10 protein-coding genes and 1 pseudogene are annotated in these 15,599 nt (G+C 68.6%); 6 read left to right on the top strand and 5 right to left on the bottom strand.

All coding sequences use genetic code 11. The features are described from left to right. The 5 genes and pseudogenes from DTB53_RS06845 to rplU all read right to left on the bottom strand — a co-directional run. Window positions 1-1,119, bottom strand: a pseudogene (locus DTB53_RS06845) (hypothetical protein); the annotation flags it as partial. Between the two features lie 135 nt (window positions 1,120-1,254). Further along, a complete protein-coding gene (locus DTB53_RS06840; RefSeq protein WP_003969207.1) occupies window positions 1,255-2,754 on the bottom strand; it encodes a bifunctional cytidylyltransferase/SDR family oxidoreductase in 1,500 nt (499 codons plus the stop codon). Window positions 2,755-3,072: 318 nt separating this feature from the next. Then, the gene (gene obgE, locus DTB53_RS06835) at window positions 3,073-4,509 is read right to left on the bottom strand and encodes a GTPase ObgE (protein WP_003969206.1); all 1,437 of its coding nucleotides are present in this window, start codon (window positions 4,507-4,509) and stop codon (window positions 3,073-3,075) included. A 142-nt stretch (window positions 4,510-4,651) separates the two neighbouring features. Next, window positions 4,652-4,909, bottom strand: coding sequence for a 50S ribosomal protein L27 (gene rpmA, locus DTB53_RS06830; RefSeq protein WP_003969205.1), 258 nt, complete (start codon window positions 4,907-4,909; stop codon window positions 4,652-4,654). Window positions 4,910-4,923: 14 nt separating this feature from the next. Continuing rightward, window positions 4,924-5,244 (bottom strand): 50S ribosomal protein L21, encoded by a 321-nt coding sequence (rplU, locus tag DTB53_RS06825; RefSeq protein WP_003969204.1) that lies wholly within the window; start codon window positions 5,242-5,244, stop codon window positions 4,924-4,926. Between the two features lie 1,733 nt (window positions 5,245-6,977). Between rplU and DTB53_RS06820 the strand changes: the two genes are divergently transcribed. The 6 genes from DTB53_RS06820 (at window position 6,978) to DTB53_RS06795 (ending at window position 15,528) form a co-directional block, all read left to right on the top strand. Continuing rightward, complete coding sequence (locus tag DTB53_RS06820; RefSeq protein ID WP_012380993.1) at window positions 6,978-8,837, top strand: FG-GAP-like repeat-containing protein; 1,860 nt, start codon at window positions 6,978-6,980, stop codon at window positions 8,835-8,837. A 78-nt stretch (window positions 8,838-8,915) separates the two neighbouring features. Next, window positions 8,916-9,518 (top strand): acyltransferase, encoded by a 603-nt coding sequence (locus DTB53_RS06815; RefSeq protein WP_012380992.1) that lies wholly within the window; start codon window positions 8,916-8,918, stop codon window positions 9,516-9,518. Between the two features lie 90 nt (window positions 9,519-9,608). Next, a complete protein-coding gene (locus DTB53_RS06810) occupies window positions 9,609-10,823 on the top strand; it encodes an acyltransferase family protein (RefSeq protein WP_012380991.1) in 1,215 nt (404 codons plus the stop codon). Further along, complete coding sequence (gene wecB, locus DTB53_RS06805; RefSeq protein ID WP_012380990.1) at window positions 10,820-11,923, top strand: non-hydrolyzing UDP-N-acetylglucosamine 2-epimerase; 1,104 nt, start codon at window positions 10,820-10,822, stop codon at window positions 11,921-11,923. Before DTB53_RS06810 ends, wecB begins: the two co-directional genes overlap by 4 nt. 165 nt (window positions 11,924-12,088) lie before the next feature. Further along, window positions 12,089-13,411 (top strand): glycosyltransferase, encoded by a 1,323-nt coding sequence (locus tag DTB53_RS06800; RefSeq protein WP_012380989.1) that lies wholly within the window; start codon window positions 12,089-12,091, stop codon window positions 13,409-13,411. After that, window positions 13,408-15,528, top strand: coding sequence for a glycosyltransferase (locus DTB53_RS06795; protein WP_012380988.1), 2,121 nt, complete (start codon window positions 13,408-13,410; stop codon window positions 15,526-15,528). The genes DTB53_RS06800 and DTB53_RS06795 overlap by 4 nt, the downstream gene beginning before the upstream one ends. The last annotated feature ends 71 nt before the right edge of the window (window positions 15,529-15,599 follow it).

Below are 15,599 nucleotides of genomic sequence, written 5' to 3'. Positions count from 1 at the left end.
CGGACGGCCGACCTCGACGATGTCCTGGTCGAGGACGCCGACGTCGGCCAGCGCGTAGCGGTCGCGGCCGGCCCGGCCCGCGGTCCAGACCTCGTCGTAGACCTTGGAGTACGGGTTGACGCTGGCGAGCTTGTCGCTGTCGCCGTGCCCGATGAAGACGTGCTTCATCGTCGGGACCCGCAGGATGTGGATGTTCTTGCCCACGTTGGCGGGGTACAGGCAGACCCGGACGGTCGAGAGGTCCAGGTTCATCAGGTGGGTGCCCGCCGGGACGCAGAGAACCGGCACGGAGGTCTCGGCCAGCTGCGGGACGAGGGCGCGCTCCCGCATGATGATCAGCGGCCGGCCCTCCACCCGGGCCATGGTGTCCAGCCACATGTTGCCCTGGTAGGCGGACTCGTTGGAGCCGGAGAAGTAGAGCACCACGGACGGCTGGTAGTCGCGCAGCCAGCTGTCGACGGCCTTGAGCACGGCGGGGGCCGGAGGAGCCAGCCGGCCGCGGCGCATGTACGGGAACAGCAGCCCGAGGTAGAGCAGGGCCAGCAGCAGCGTCAGGCCGATGCCCACGTAGCCGATGATGTTCTCGCCGGTGCCGGCGGCGATCAGGATGCCCACCACGGCCGGGATGTCGAGGTGCAGCATCTTCTCGGCGGAGCGCCGCAGCAGCGCGCCGGGCGGGGCGTCGGGGATGCGGACCGCGTGCAGGTCCACGTTGCGGGTGACGACCGGCATGGTGCGGCGGAGCCGGATCAGGGTCGTCAGGGCGCCGTGCGGCGCCTGGAGCCCGTAGAAGACCAGGAAGCAGGCCACCGCCGAGTAGAACAGCGGCGACTCGGCGAGATCCAGCCGGGCCAGCAGCAGGATGACCATGAGCTGCCGCAGCAGGAAGCGGATCGACAGCCCGGCGCGCACCTTGCCCAGGCGGTTGACCAGATAGCTCCCCTTCTGGTGCAGATACCAGTCGGTGGCGTACGTGACAGCGGTGGCCGCCGCGAAGAACCAGATGTGGGGAATGAGCGCGGCGAGCATGACGCAGGGATATCCCAGCCCCATCAACAACGCTGCCGCCAGTTCCGACCTGCTGCCCACACGGGCCAGGCGAATGGCTGTCGAGATCACGAAGAACCTGCTCCAGGGGGTGCCGGTTGATTCACGTATTGGCGGAAATGTGAAGGTGCGGCTTCACGCATTCGGGCCTCTGTCATCGCACAAAGCGACAACAGAGGCCCGGAAAAGCACATTTGTCAAGAATTATTACACATCTGCTTGACGGTCCAGCACGGAGGCCAGGGCCTGCTCGAAACCGGAGGACTCGGCGGCCCCCGCCGTCGGGTCCTGCTGCCGTACGTCGATGACGTGACCGGTCAGGGCGGAGAGCAGGACGTCCAGCGAGGTACGGGCCACCGCCTCCGAGGAGAGCAGCGAGCCCTCGGGCTCCTGGCCGAACGCCTTGGTGCGCATCGGGGTCGCGGTGCGCTCCGGGTTCACGCAGTTGACGCGGATGCCCTCGCCCGCCCACTCGTCGGCGAGCGCCTGGGTGAGGTTGACCATCGCGGCCTTGGTGGAGGAGTAGAGGCTGTACTCGGCGCGGCCCCGGGTGTAGCTGCTGGAGGTGTAGAGCAGCAACTGGCCCTGGGTCTCGGCGAGGTACTTGTACGAGGCGCGGGCGATCTGGACGGGCGCCAGGTAGTTGACGTTCAGGGCTTCCTGGATCGTCGTGTTGTCGGTCTCGGCCAGCTTGCCGATCCGCAGCACGCCCGCGGTGTTGATGACGTAGTCGACCCGCCCGGTCTCGGCGTACGCCTTGGAGAGCGCGTCGTCCACGTGCTCCGGGTTCTCCACGTGCGTCCCCGTGGTGGAGCGGCCCAGCGCGTAGACCTTCGCGCCGTAGCTCTCCGCCAGGGAGGCGATGTCGGCGCCGATGCCGTACGAACCGCCGAAGACCACGAGGGTCTTGCCGGTGAGGAGCTCCCGGTAGGCGGCCTCGTCGGCCTGGCGGGGGGCGGCGGTGGAGGCCAGCTGGAAGAGCTTGTCGGTGATGAAGACGTCGACCGGCTGGGTCACCTTCATGTTGTACTCGTCGCCCGCGACCACGTAGATCGGCACGTCGGGGAGGTACTTGAGGACCACCGAGCAGTCGTCGGTCGCCTGGAAGTTGGGGTCGCCCGCCGCGACCTCGTACGCCCGGCGGATCGTGGAGAGCTTGAAGGCCTGCGGCGTCTGGCCGCGGCGCAGCCGGGAGCGGTCGGGCACCTCGGTGATGAACTCGCCGTCCTCACCGTGCGTTCGGGTCACGATGATCGTGTCCGCGGAGGGGATGGCGACGTCGACGGCCTGGTAGCGGTCCAGCGCGTCGACACAGTCCGTGATCACACGCTGTGACAGCAGGGGGCGTACCGCGTCATGGAAGAGGACGTTGCGGTCCTCGCCCTCGGCGAGGCCTTCGCCGAGGGCGGCGATGGCGCGCTCGGTGGTCTCGTTGCGGGTGCTGCCGCCCTCGATGATCCGGGTGACCTTGGTCAGTCCGGCCTTCGCGACGATCTTCTCGACGTCGGGCACGAAACCGGGCGCCATCAGCACGATGACGTCGTCGATGCCCTCGGCGTTCTCGAAGATGGTCAGCGTGTGCTCGATGACGGCCTTGCCGGCGATCTTCAGCAGCTGCTTGGGGATCGACAGGCCCACGCGCTGACCGGTCCCACCGGCGAGCACGACCGCTGTGGTCCGGGGCTTGGCTTCGTGCGGCACAGACACAGACGACCTACCTTGCTATGACGGGGGAACAGTGTGATGGTCGCACTCTCCGTGACCGTCTCGCAAGGTGGACGTCGTCCGCCGATCGTCCTGCGGATACCCGCAGTTCACCCTCTGGCCAGGGAGGTTGGGCGCTTCGGGGCGGTCGCACGGGGTGACCGACCCCACAGATGTGTTGCCCAATCAACACATCCGCGGCACGTGCACCCGGTGTGACCGGCGAAAACCACTCGGCGCACGGCCCCGAGGCTACCGGACGGCCCGCCTCCGGAGAGACGGGCCGTCGGCCGTGAACGGGGCTCCCTCGCGGGAGACTCCTCAGAAGGGGTCGAACTCGTCGTATTCCTTCTCCGCGTCGTCACGCTCGGCGTCACGCTCCCGGCGACGCTGCGCGGCGGGGCGCGGCTCCTCCAGGCGGTGGTCCTCGCCGCGGCGGCCGAGCATCTCGGCGCCCGCCGTCACGGTCGGTTCCCAGTCGAAGACGACCGCGTTCTCCTCGGGGCCGATCGCGACGCCGTCGCCGGCCCGGGCGCCCGCCTTCATCAGGGAGTCCTCGACACCGAGGCGGTTGAGCCGGTCGGCGAGGTAGCCGACGGCCTCGTCGTTGTTGAAGTCGGTCTGACGGACCCAGCGCTCGGGCTTCTCGCCGCGCACGCGGTAGATGCCGTCGTCCTCCAGGGTGACGGTGAAGCCCGCGTCGTCGACGGCCCTGGGACGGATGACGATGCGGGTCGCCTCCTCCTTCGGCTTGGTGGCGCGTGCCTCGGCGATGATCCCGGCGAGCGCGAAGGAGAGCTCCTTGAGCCCCTTGTGCGCGATGGCGGAGACCTCGAAGACGCGGTAGCCGCGGGCCTCCAGGTCGGGGCGGATCATGTCGGCGAGGTCCTGGCCGTCCGGGATGTCGACCTTGTTGAGGGCGACGATGCGGGGCCGGTTCTCCAGGCCGCCGTAGAGCCGCAGCTCCTCCTCGATCATGTCGAGGTCGGAGACGGGGTCGCGGTCGGACTCCAGGGTCGCGGTGTCCAGGACGTGCACGAGCACCGAGCAGCGCTCGACGTGCCGCAGGAACTCCAGGCCGAGGCCCTTGCCCTGGCTGGCGCCGGGGATGAGCCCGGGGACGTCCGCGATGGTGTAGACGGTCGAACCGGCGGTGACCACGCCGAGGTTCGGCACGAGGGTGGTGAACGGGTAGTCCGCGATCTTCGGCTTGGCCGCCGAGAGCACCGAGATCAGGGAGGACTTGCCGGCGCTCGGGTAGCCCACGAGGGCCACGTCGGCGACGGTCTTGAGCTCCAGGACGATGTCCCGGCTCTCCCCCGGCTCGCCGAGCAGCGCGAAGCCCGGGGCCTTGCGGCGGGCCGAGGCCAGCGCCGCGTTGCCGAGGCCGCCGCGGCCCCCCTGACCGGCCACGAAGGTGGTGCCCTGGCCGACGAGGTCGGCGAGCACGTTCCCGGCCTTGTCGAGGACCACGGTGCCGTCGGGGACGGGCAGGACCAGGTCCTGGCCGTCCTTGCCGGAGCGGTTGTCGCCGGCGCCGGGCTGGCCGTTGGTGGCCTTGCGGTGGGGGCTGTGGTGGTAGTCGAGCAGCGTGGTCACGGACTGCTCGACGACGAGGATCACATCGCCGCCGCGTCCGCCGTTGCCCCCGTCGGGGCCTCCCAGCGGCTTGAACTTCTCACGGTGTACGGAGGCGCAGCCGTGGCCTCCGTTACCCGCGGCGGCATGCAGCTCGACGCGGTCCACGAAGGTGGTCATGGTGGGTGCCTCCAGGTACAGCGGAAAATACGGAATTGTCTCTGTCGTAACACGCCGAGGGCGGACCCGCTTCCCCGTTCGCCGGGAAAGCTGAGATCCGCCCTCGGAAGGTGCTGTGTCGTTCTGCGCGCGCTGAGAAGGATCAGACGGCGAGCGGAACGATGTTCACGACCTTGCGGCCACGGTGCGTGCCGAACTGCACCGCACCGGCGGCCAGCGCGAACAGCGTGTCGTCGCCGCCACGGCCGACGCCCGTGCCCGGGTGGAAGTGGGTGCCGCGCTGGCGGACCAGGATCTCACCGGCGTTGACGGCCTGACCGCCGAAGCGCTTCACGCCGAGCCGCTGAGCATTGGAGTCGCGCCCGTTCCGAGTGGAAGATGCGCCCTTCTTGTGTGCCATGTGTTCTCAGTCCCTTACTTCGCAGCCGCGGGGATACCGGTGACCTTGATCGCCGTGTACTGCTGGCGGTGACCCTGGCGACGGCGGTAGCCGGTCTTGTTCTTGTAGCGAAGGATGTCGATCTTCGCGCCCTTGTGGTGGTCCACGATCTCAGCCGTGACCTTGATGCCGTCGAGCACCCACGGGTCGCTGGTGACCGCGTCACCGTCGACAACGAGCAGGGTCGAGAGCTCGACCGTGTCGCCAACCTTGGCAGTGGAAATCTTGTCAACCTCAACGATGTCGCCGACAGCAACCTTGTGCTGGCGACCACCGCTGCGCACGATGGCGTACACGCGGATCTCTCTCTCGCTCGGAACGGATCCCCTGATGCCAGCCGCTCGCACGGGCCGGGGCCCGGGACGATCCGGAAGGATGAGCGGCCTCTCCTGGCGAGCGGCGCGAACACCGACCGTTACCGGGAGGGATGTGCTCAGGGGTAGGCGCGTCAAGTAAACACACCGAGGGTCAAGGTTACGGGGCCGGAGTGTGGGGGGTCAAACCGGGGCGAGGGTCGCCGGCACCCGGTGTACGCAGAGCCGCGCCGAACGCCTGCTCGTGCGCATCTGCATCAGCACCCGGACGGTGGCTCCGGTCGCGCCTGCGGCGCCCTGTCCGGCGCCAGTGCGGGCACCGGACAGGGCCATTGCCGCCCTCATGCCAGCCGGACCGGCGCGCGGATTCGCCCCCACGGGGCGGTCGCGAATTCCCGGCGTGCGACCGCGAGGCAGCGTCCAATTCTTCATCGTGTCCTGGGTGGAAAGCCGGGGCGCCCCGACAGATCAGGTTCCTGCCGGTGCGCCCGCATCTCCTCCGCATCGAAACCGGAGAAACGTTGCCAGGCTCCACATTCCACCGAGCCGAGAATACCCACTTCGGACGCCGAATAGCCCCACCCTGCCGATTCCGACAGGCGCCCGACCGTCGGCCACTCAAGCACCCCGGGGCGTGCAGTAGGCAGAAGCCACCTCCTCCGTCCTCGATGGAAATTTCTCCATCAGGACAGAGGAGGCATTCGAATCTCCAGCCGTTCTTCACCGGTTAACGCTCGACCGTGCCTCATTGGCCGTGTTTGCCGTTGAGGCAACCGGAAGCGCAGCAATGATCGCGGCGGCAAGCGGTTCCGCACAGAGGACCCGAGCCCGAAACGGCATCCCCATCGCTCCTCGAGAGGACTTACGCTTGATTCATTCGGCGAGAAAGCGAGTTTCATTCACTTCACTTTCTCCCACGGGTCAAGCGAAGTGCCGCCCGGAAAGGCAACCAAAAGAGAAGCCAATGTTGACATTTGCCCCTTTTGGGCATTTCGCGGGCAAGTGGGTGCATGGTAAAACTTTGAGGCTTGTGCCGTCGCCGACACATCGCCGACCACGTCGCCCCGCGCGGGCGACGGATGGCGTCAGTCTGCGCGCGTGGACATTACATGAGCTTTACACAAAGCAATCGACATGGTTACCTGACGATCACTTTTGCTACACATGTCATCCCTCACGAGGAATCCATGCCGGTATCCACTTCCCGAACGCCCCTTCTCGCCGGTCTGACAGCTGCTCTGGTACGGGGACTCGGCGCCAGTGCGCCGGCGCTCCCGCATCTGGACGCAGGAGCCTCCCGCCAAGGCCCCCCTCACCGCTGACGGCAAGAGCACTGTCGTCAACGCACCGGCCGACCAGCTCACCACCGTGGGAGAAGCCGGTGATACAGGCGAGCGCTCAGCACTGGTCGAAATCCGCGTCACCGGCTGACACGTCACACACGCCGGCCTCACCAACCAAGCCCAATGGTCCCGGCTGAGACAGGCCCTGACTGGCCTGGCCCTGATCCAGGGACACATGTCCGTGACGCGCTTCCGTACGCCGCGGCCTGCGTAGCGGGCACCGTACTACCCGCCAGAGTCCCTCGGTCACCACACGCTCGAAGTCCGCAGGATCACGCATCGCGAAGCGGCACTGCCGCAGTGCAACGCCAACTCCCTCGGCCTTGCCCCACGAGTTCCTCAGCCCCTCTCTCCCATCTGCCAAGGAAATATGTGAACATCCAATCTTCCCGCCGCGGGCAGCGCATAGTTGCCCTCGCTGCCACCGCGACGGCGGCGGCCGCCCTGACGCTCTCCTCCCCCGCCCAAGCCGTCGTCGGTGACGCGGTCCCGAACGGCTCCCACGCCTTCACCGCGAAGCTCGACATCGGTGAGGGTGAAGCGAAGCGTTCCTGCACCGGTTCCCTGGTCGACGCCCAGTGGATCCTGACCGCGAGCAGCTGCTTCGCGGCCGCCGGGCAGCCCTCGTTCCCGGTACCCGCCGGCGCACCCGCGCTGAAGACCACCGCGACCATCGGCCGAACGGACCTGACCAGCACAGCCGGCAAGGTCGTCGAGGTGACCGAGCTGGTCTCTCGCACCGATCGTGACCTGGTCATGGCCAAGTTGGCCCAGCCGGTCACCGACATCGCCCCGGTTCTCCTCGCGGACTCCGCCCCGGTGGCCGGGGAGAGCCTGCAAGCCCTGGGCTACGGCCGCACCGCGACATCCTGGGTGCCCGATCGGCTGCACGCCGGGACATTCGCCGTGAGCGCGACCGGTGCGACGACGGTGGCCGTCACCCGTGACGGCGGCGCGATCTGCAAGGGCGACGCCGGCGGCCCCGCCCTGCGCGAGCAGGGCGGCAAGTTCCTGCTCGCCGCCGTGCACAGCGCCTCGTGGCAGGCCGGCTGCTTCGGTTCCGACGAGACCCGGGGTGGTGCCGTGGAGACCCGCACCGACGATGTCGTCGACTGGGTCACCCAGGTCCGCGGACTGCCGAAGGACCCGCAGGTGGCGTCCGGGGACTTCAACGGCGACGGCAAGGAGGACATCGCCGCGTTCTACAACAACGGGACCGGACCGGACGGCAAGCACCGGTCCTCGGTCTTCGCCTTCTACAGCGACGGCACCGGCTTCGCCGAGCCCAAGAGGGTCTGGGCCAGCACGGGGTCCTTCAGCGGCGCCGCCTCCAAGCTGACCTCGGGCGATTACAACGGGGACGGCAAGGACGACCTCGCCGTCCTCTACAACTCCGGCAAGGCCGCGGACGGAAAGTACGTCACCACCGTGTTCACGTACACCAGCAACGGCACCGGCTTCGCCGCGCCGAAGCAGAGCTGGGTCAGCTCGGGCTCCTTCGACTGGAGCAAGAGCAAGCCGGTATCGGGCGACTTCAACGGGGACGGCAAGGACGACCTCGCCGTCTTCTACAACGGCGGCCAGGCCAACGACGGCAAGTTCGTCTCCCTCACCTTCACGTTCACCAGCAACGGCACCGCCTTCAACAACCCCACCACCTCCTGGACCAGCACCGGATCCTTCGACTGGGACAAGAGCAAGCCGGTATCGGGCGACTTCAACGGGGACGGCAAGGACGACCTCGCCGTCTTCTACAACGGCGGCCAGGCCAACGACGGCAAGTTCGTCTCCCTCACCTTCACGTTCACCAGCAACGGCACCGCCTTCAACAACCCCACCACCTCCTGGACCAGCACCGGATCCTTCACCTGGGACAAGAGCAAGCCGGTATCGGGCGACTCCAACGGGGACGGCAAGGACGACCTCGCCGTCCTCTACGACTCCGGGCAGGCCGCGGACGGAAAGCACGTCTCCACGCTGTTCGCCTTCACCAGCAACGGCACCGCCTTCGCCGCGCCCAAGCAGACCTGGACGAGCACGGGCTCCTTCAACTGGAACGTGAGTCTGCCGACCTCCGGGGACTACAACAACGACGGCAAGGACGACCTCGGCGTTCTCTACGAAGGCAGCACCTCCGCCGACGGGCGACGCCTCGACTCACTGTTCACCTTCACCAGCACCGCCACCGGCACCAAGGCGCCGGTGCTCCACTGGTCGGGCGGCGTCGTCTGACCGACCGGTCCCGCACACGCGGGAGGGTGGGCCGGACCTTATGCTTTCCGGGCGCATCAGCTCTCCGAAAGGCATGCCGTGAATTACAGGGTCCAGCCCACCGCCCAGGTCGACGAGACCGCCGAGATCGGGGCCGGCTCCAGTGTCTGGGAGCTGGCGCAGATCCGTGAGGGAGCCAGGCTCGGTGAAGGCTGCGTCGTCGGACGCGGCGCTTACGTCGGCACCGGTGTGCGCATCGGTGACAACGTGAAGCTGCAGAACTACGCGCTCGTGTACGAGCCCGCCGAGCTCGGCGACGGCGTCTTCGTCGGCCCCGCCGTCGTCCTCACCAACGACCACAACCCGCGCTCGGTGGACCCGGACGGCAGGCAGAAGCGCGGCGGGGACTGGGAGGCCGTCGGCGTGAAGGTCGCCGAAGGCGCTTCGCTCGGCGCCCGCTCGGTCTGCGTCGCACCGGTGAGGGTCGGCCGGTGGGCGATGGTGGCGGCCGGCGCCGTGGTCACCAAGGATGTCCCGGACTTCGCCCTGGTCGTCGGCGTGCCGGCCCGGCAGATCGGCTGGGTCGGCCGCAGCGGTGTCCGGCTGGTCGAGCGCAAGGACGAGCCGGGGGTGTGGGAGTGTCCGCAGAGCGGCTCCCTGTACGAGGAGAAGGACACGCTCCTCTCCGAGCGGACGGTGTGACACCGTGAACGATCAGCACCGCTCCCTCACCGCGGGCGCCGCCCTTGCGACCGAGTGGTCCATACGCCCGCGCGGCAGAGGGTGAGGCCCATGGCCGGAGCCACTGCCCCGCGGGCCGCCGCCGGACACGCACGGCTCGACTCCCTCACCGGGCTCCGCTTCTGGGCCGCGCTGGCCGTCGTGCTCTACCACCTGTCCCGGCAGGCCGGGCAGCTTCCGTGGATCAGTGACGTCACCTGGTACGGAAGGAGCGGGGTCACCTTCTTCTTCGTCCTCTCCGGCTTCGTGCTGGCGTGGACGTACGACGGCAAGGTCGTGCCGGCGATCGTCTTCTTCTGGCGCCGGTTCGCCAGGATCTGGCCGCTGCTGGCCGCCTCGGTCCTGGCTTCCGTGGCCGTCTGGTACGCGCTGGGCACCGACTTCTCACTGCGCGGCACCGCGGCGACGCTGGGTCTCGTGAACGCCTGGGTGCCGGATCACGCCTACCTCTCGGGCGGAAACCCCGCCGCTTGGTCGCTCAGCGACGAGGCCTGGTTCTATCTGATCTTCCCGCTCCTGCTGGCGATGCCCCTGATGCGGAGCGCCCGGGGGCGGATGGTCATCGTCGTCGCCGTCTGCGCGGCATCGCTGGCCGCCTGGCTGAGCGGCGCCCTGATCACGGACTCGCTGGTGCGCGTGTGGGCGCTCGACTACTTCCCGCCGACCCGGACGCTCCAGTTCGTCCTGGGGGTCGCCGCCGGGCTCGCGGTGAAGCGTGGCTGGCGCCCCGCGGGGGGCCTGCGCGTCGCCGTCCTGGCGGTCCTGGCCTGGCACTTGGCGCTGATCCCCTGGTCCCACGCGGTACCGGACAGCCTCTGGTACAGCCCGTACAGCGCGTCCCAGCTGCTGTCCGCGCCGATCTTCGCCCTGCTGGTCGCGGCCGCGGCGGCAGCCGACATAGAGGGACGCCGGACCACTCTCGCCGGACCCGCCATGGTCAGGCTCGGGCAGTGGTCGTTCGCCTGGTATCTGTTCCACGAGATCGTGCTGAGAGCCCTGGCCGGCGTCTACGGCAAGCCGGTGGGCCGGATCGAGACCGCCGGTTTCTGGGCGGCCACGCTGCTGTTGAGCCTGGCGGTGGCAGCCATTGCTTACCATTGCGTGGAACATCCGCTCGAACGCCTGCTTCGCCGTCGAGGCCCGGGCGGGTCCGTCCGCTCCCGAGCGGCACACGCCGTGACGCAGGAACCCGGTGCGTATCCTCCGGGCGCGCACACCCATTCCTCATCCCAACGTCAAGCGACTGAGAAGAAGAGCGTGCAATGAAAGTCATCAGCATCGTCGGTGCTCGCCCACAGTTGGTGAAACTGGCTCCTATCGCGGCGGCATTCGCCGGGACAGATCACCAGCACGTCATCGTCCACACCGGACAGCACTACGACGCGGACCTTTCGGACGTCTTCTTCGAAGGTCTCGGCATCCCGGATCCCGACGTGCACCTCGGCGTCGGATCCGGAAGCCACGGCGTACAGACCGGATCGGTCCTCTCCGCTCTCGACCCGGTCCTGGAGGCGGAGAAGCCCGACTGGGTTCTGGTCTACGGCGACACCAACTCGACCATCGCCGGAGCTCTCTCCGCGGTCAAGCAGCACCTTCCGGTGGCGCATCTCGAAGCGGGCCTGCGGTCGTTCAACCGCCGGATGCCCGAGGAGCACAACCGGGTGCTGACCGACCACTGCGCCGATCTGCTGCTCGCGCCGACCGAGGAGGCCGTACGACACCTCGCGTCCGAAGGGCTCTCCGAGCGCACCGAGCTGGCCGGCGACGTCATGGTCGACATCTGCCTCCGTATCCGCGACGCCGTGCGCGCCGGTGAGCACGCGGCTCCGGCGCTGCCCGAGGGCATCGACCCCTCGCAGCCGTTCCTGCTGGCCACGCTGCACCGCCCGGACAACACGGACGACCCGGCCCGGCTGTCCGCGATCATCGACGCCCTCGCGGGCCTGCCCGTGCCCGTCGCCCTGCTCGCCCACCCCCGCCTCGTGGCACGCGCCGAGGCACACGGCATCGAGCTGACCAAGGGAGCCGTGCGGGTCGGCCGCCCGTTGCCGTACGCGGGCCTCGTCGCCGCCGTGCTCGCGTCGTCGGGCGTGGTCACCGACTCGGGCGGCCTCCAGAAGGAGGCCTTCCTCCTGGAGCGGATCACCACGACGATCCGCCCCGAGACCGAGTGGGTGGAAACCGTCCACACCGGTTGGAACGTCTTGGTTCCCGACCCGCACGAGATGGATCCGGCCCAGTGGGCCGCCACCGTCTCGCGCCCTGTACCCACGAGCGACCCCGGTACGCCGTACGGCGACGGGCACGCCGCGGAAAACGTCGTCCGGATCATGGAAGAGTGGAAAGGGGGCAGCCGGTCCGCGTGACATGCGCAGCACCACGTTTGGTGCTAATACGCATATGTCACCGTGCTAGCGTCACCATTTATGTCAGTGTCTCCCAGGTCCGGGCTGCCCGTGAAAGGCGCGCGACCTCATGTGATCTATTTCGCCATCGGTTTCCCGCCAGCCGCAAAAAGCTGTGCCTACCGCATGCGCGAAACCGCGAACCAGTTCATCAACACCGGCTGGGACGTCACCGTCGTCACCATTGCCCAGGAATCGTGGGAACTGGACTCCGGCATCGACCTCACTCTTCTGGAGCAGGTCGACCCGCGCGTGAAGGTGGTCGAGCTGCCGCTCTCGCGCGAGGACCTCGAGACGGACATCCGTCTCTTCGACGAGGAGCGGGCGCTCAACCCGGCCAAGTGGGTCACTGAGCTGCGCAAGCGCCAGGCCAAGACCTTCCCCGAAGCAAGCTTCGGGGAATGGCGCGAGGTACTGGAGCAGGCGGCACTGGACATCCACCGCGAGCACCCGGCGGATCTTCTGCTCGCCAGCTGTGTCCCGTACGTGAATCTGGCCGCCGCCTGGAGACTGTGGGAGGAGGCGCGCGTTCCGTACGCCGTCGACTTCCGCGACGGTTGGTCCATTGACGTCATCGACGGCACGGAGGCCTTCTCCAAGGACTCCGAGCTGGGCCGCTGGGAACAGAAGATCCTGGACAACGCGGTCTCCCTGTGGGTGGTCAACGACCCGATCGCGGAGCACTACCGCGCCCGCTACCCGGACTTCGCCGACCGTGTGCGGGTCGTCCGCAACGGCTACGACGCGGACAGCTCGCCGGGTCACGCCCACAAGCCCGACCTCGCCGCGGGTCTCACCTTCGGCTATCTCGGCACGGTGAACTTCACCGCCACGCACCTCGAAACGGTGCTGGACGCCTGGCGTGCGGCGCGCGAGCGGGAACCGCTGCTCGCCAACGCCCGCTTCGAGGTCCGCGGCCACATCGGCAACGGCGCCGGCCGCGGGGCCACGCGACACGCGGAGATACTGAAGGAGGCGGAGGCGGACGGAGTACGTTTCGGCGGCCCCGCTTCCAAGGCCGAGGTCGCCGAGATCTACGCCCGCTGGGACGCCATGGTGCTCATCCTCATCGGGGGCCGCTTCGTCACCTCCGGCAAGGTCTACGAGTACATGGCCACGGGGCTGCCCATCGTCTCCGCCCATGTGGTGGAGCACGACGCGTCGAACGTGCTGCGGGGCCACCCGCTGTGGACGGGAGCCGTGGGCCTCGACGTCGAGGCCATGACCGAGGCGTTCGTCCGCGCCGCGCACCTGGCGATCGACACGAGCGACGAGGCCCATGCCGAGGCGATGGCCCACGCCGACCAGTACACGCGGGAGTCGCTCATGACCGTGGCGGTCCGCGAGCTGGTCGACCGGCTGGCCGCGGACAAGCCCGAGCGCGTCAGCGTCGAGGGCGCGTCAGCCCTCCCCGAGAAGTCGATCGTCACCGGAGGACCCGCGTCGTGACCGACGTCCTGTTCATCGCCACCAAAAGACCCCAGCTGGGCATCTTCACCGACTCCCTGGTGAAGTTCCGGGACCGGGGCGCCAAGGTGTACCTCGCCGGCACCTTCAAGATGGCCTCGGTCGCCGAAGATCTCATCCGCGCCGAACTGGACGGGGTCCACCAGCTGCCGCGCAATCTCAACAAGCGCAGCTCCGCCATGCGTCGCAAGGCCAAGAAGTCGCCGACGGGCATGCGTGTGTGGATGCAGTCGCAGCGGGACCGCTGGCTGCGTCAGCAGGCTCGCACGGCCCACGTGATCGTGGCTCTGGACCCGGGGGCGGTCTACACCGTCTGGCGGCTCGCCCAGTACAACACCACGGCCGAGGCGCACTTCGGTCTCGCTCCGGCGCTCAGGGCCGTCGACCGGATCGCGGGCGGGCCGATCCGCCCCACGGCGCTGCCTCCGGTCGCCGCCGTCGCCCAGGACGTACGGCGCTCCATCAGCGGGCTTCCCGCCGCCATGATGCGGACGGCGACCTCACGCCCCGTCATGCGTTCGACCGTGGGAGCCCGGCTCTGGCGTTCGGCCGTGACCGCCCCCGGTATGCCGGGGACGGTTCGGGCCACCGCCTCGCGCTATGTGGCCGAGGGCATGGAGGAGGCGGGGCGGATCAGCGGGGCGGCCATAGCGCTCAGTTCCGCGGCGGCCAAGATTCCCGATCCCGAGCTCAAGGCCCAACTGCTCCACGAGAGCGCGATGACCGAGGTCTCCAAGGGCATCAGCCCGCGTGATCTCGTCAAGGCCGTCGACGGACACCTCGCGCACGCGGACGACCAGTTCGCCAAGGGCCTGCACGAATCCGCGTCGGTGTCGCTGTACCGGGCGCTTTCTCTCGGGTTCCACCGTGTCCTGCACATCGACCAGCTGAGCTCTCCGCTGGCGAAGGACGCGGAGGCCTTCGTCGCGCCGTTGCGGAAATCCGCCGCCTACCGTGCCGTGGCACAGCCCCGCGGCAGGAAGACACCCCCCAAGAGCCCGCCGTCCGATCGGCCGCTGCGGCTGCTGGTGACCACCAGCACCAATGCCAACTTCCTCCAGCACATCCTCGCCCGGTACGGAGACCACCCCGGCGTCGAACTGCGGTTCCTGGACCTCGCCGCCCAGAAACCGCTCAAGAGGATCGCCTGGGCCGCGCCCCAGATGCTGGAGGACCGGCTGTCCGGTGGCACGTCGGAGTATCAGCGCGATGTGGAGCGGCTGATGCGGCCGCACCTCGACTGGGCGGACACCGTGTTCGTCGACTGGTCGGTGGGGCCCGCTTCCATGCTGACCACGATCGATCCCGGTGACACCAGGATCGTGGTGCGGTTGCACAGTTACGAGGCCTTCACCCGCTGGCCGCACATGACCGACTTCTCCCGGGTGGACGATCTCGTCTTCGTCGCCCCGCATGTCCAGCAGCTGGTGACGTCGTTGGTGCCGCAACTGCGCGAGGCGTCCGCACCTCGGATGCACGTCCTGGACAACGCGATGGACCTCGAAGGGTTCCGCCGCCCGAAGTCCGCCGACGCGCGCTTCACTCTCGGTCTCATCGGGATCAGCCAGGTCGCCAAGGACCCGCGATGGGCCGTGGACGTACTCAAGCGCCTTCGGGAGCACGACGATCGTTACCGGCTCCTCCTGGTCGGCAACGACATGAACCCGAAGACGAGCAAGGCCACCGCCGACTACCTGACGCTGTTGCAGCGGGAGCTGAAGCCGCTGGAGGCGTCCGGTGCAGTCATACGTACAGGCCCCACCGACGACGTTCCGGCCGCGCTCACGGACATCGGGGTGATTCTCAGCTCGTCGGTGCGCGAGGGATGCCACGTGGGTCTGATGGAGGGCGCGGCCAGCGCGGCGGCGCCGGTGGTCCGCGACTGGCCCTTCTACGCCGGCAAGCCCCACAGTGCCCGCACCCTCTATCCCGAGGGCTGGGTCGTGGACTCACCGGAGGAGGCCGCCCAGCGCATCCTCGACATCACCGCGACCGAGGAGTCCTGGCGCGAGGCGTGCGAGCAGGCCTCGGAGCACGCGGTCGGGACATGGGACTGGTCCGTCGTCCAGAAGCGCTTCGACGACCTGTTCCTGGGCTGACCGCCGCTCAGGCGAATCGATACGGCGGAGGGCCCGCACCCCGTGGGGTGCGGGCCCTCCGCCGTATCCGC

This window comes from Streptomyces griseus, assembly GCF_900460065.1.
In the GTDB taxonomy this organism is placed as follows: domain Bacteria; phylum Actinomycetota; class Actinomycetes; order Streptomycetales; family Streptomycetaceae; genus Streptomyces; species Streptomyces griseus.
Note: the sequence above shows the minus strand (reverse complement) of the source record. Positions and strands in the feature narration are given on the sequence as shown.

Coding starts and splice junctions, on each gene's coding strand:
- obgE (WP_003969206.1), bottom strand. CDS start 4,509: ATGACCACCTTCGTGGACCGCGTCGAGCTGCATGCCGCCGCGGGTAAC.
- rpmA (WP_003969205.1), bottom strand. CDS start 4,909: ATGGCACACAAGAAGGGCGCATCTTCCACTCGGAACGGGCGCGACTCC.
- DTB53_RS06810 (WP_012380991.1), top strand. CDS start 9,609: ATGGCCGGAGCCACTGCCCCGCGGGCCGCCGCCGGACACGCACGGCTC.
- wecB (WP_012380990.1), top strand. CDS start 10,820: ATGAAAGTCATCAGCATCGTCGGTGCTCGCCCACAGTTGGTGAAACTG.
- DTB53_RS06800 (WP_012380989.1), top strand. CDS start 12,089: ATGCGCGAAACCGCGAACCAGTTCATCAACACCGGCTGGGACGTCACC.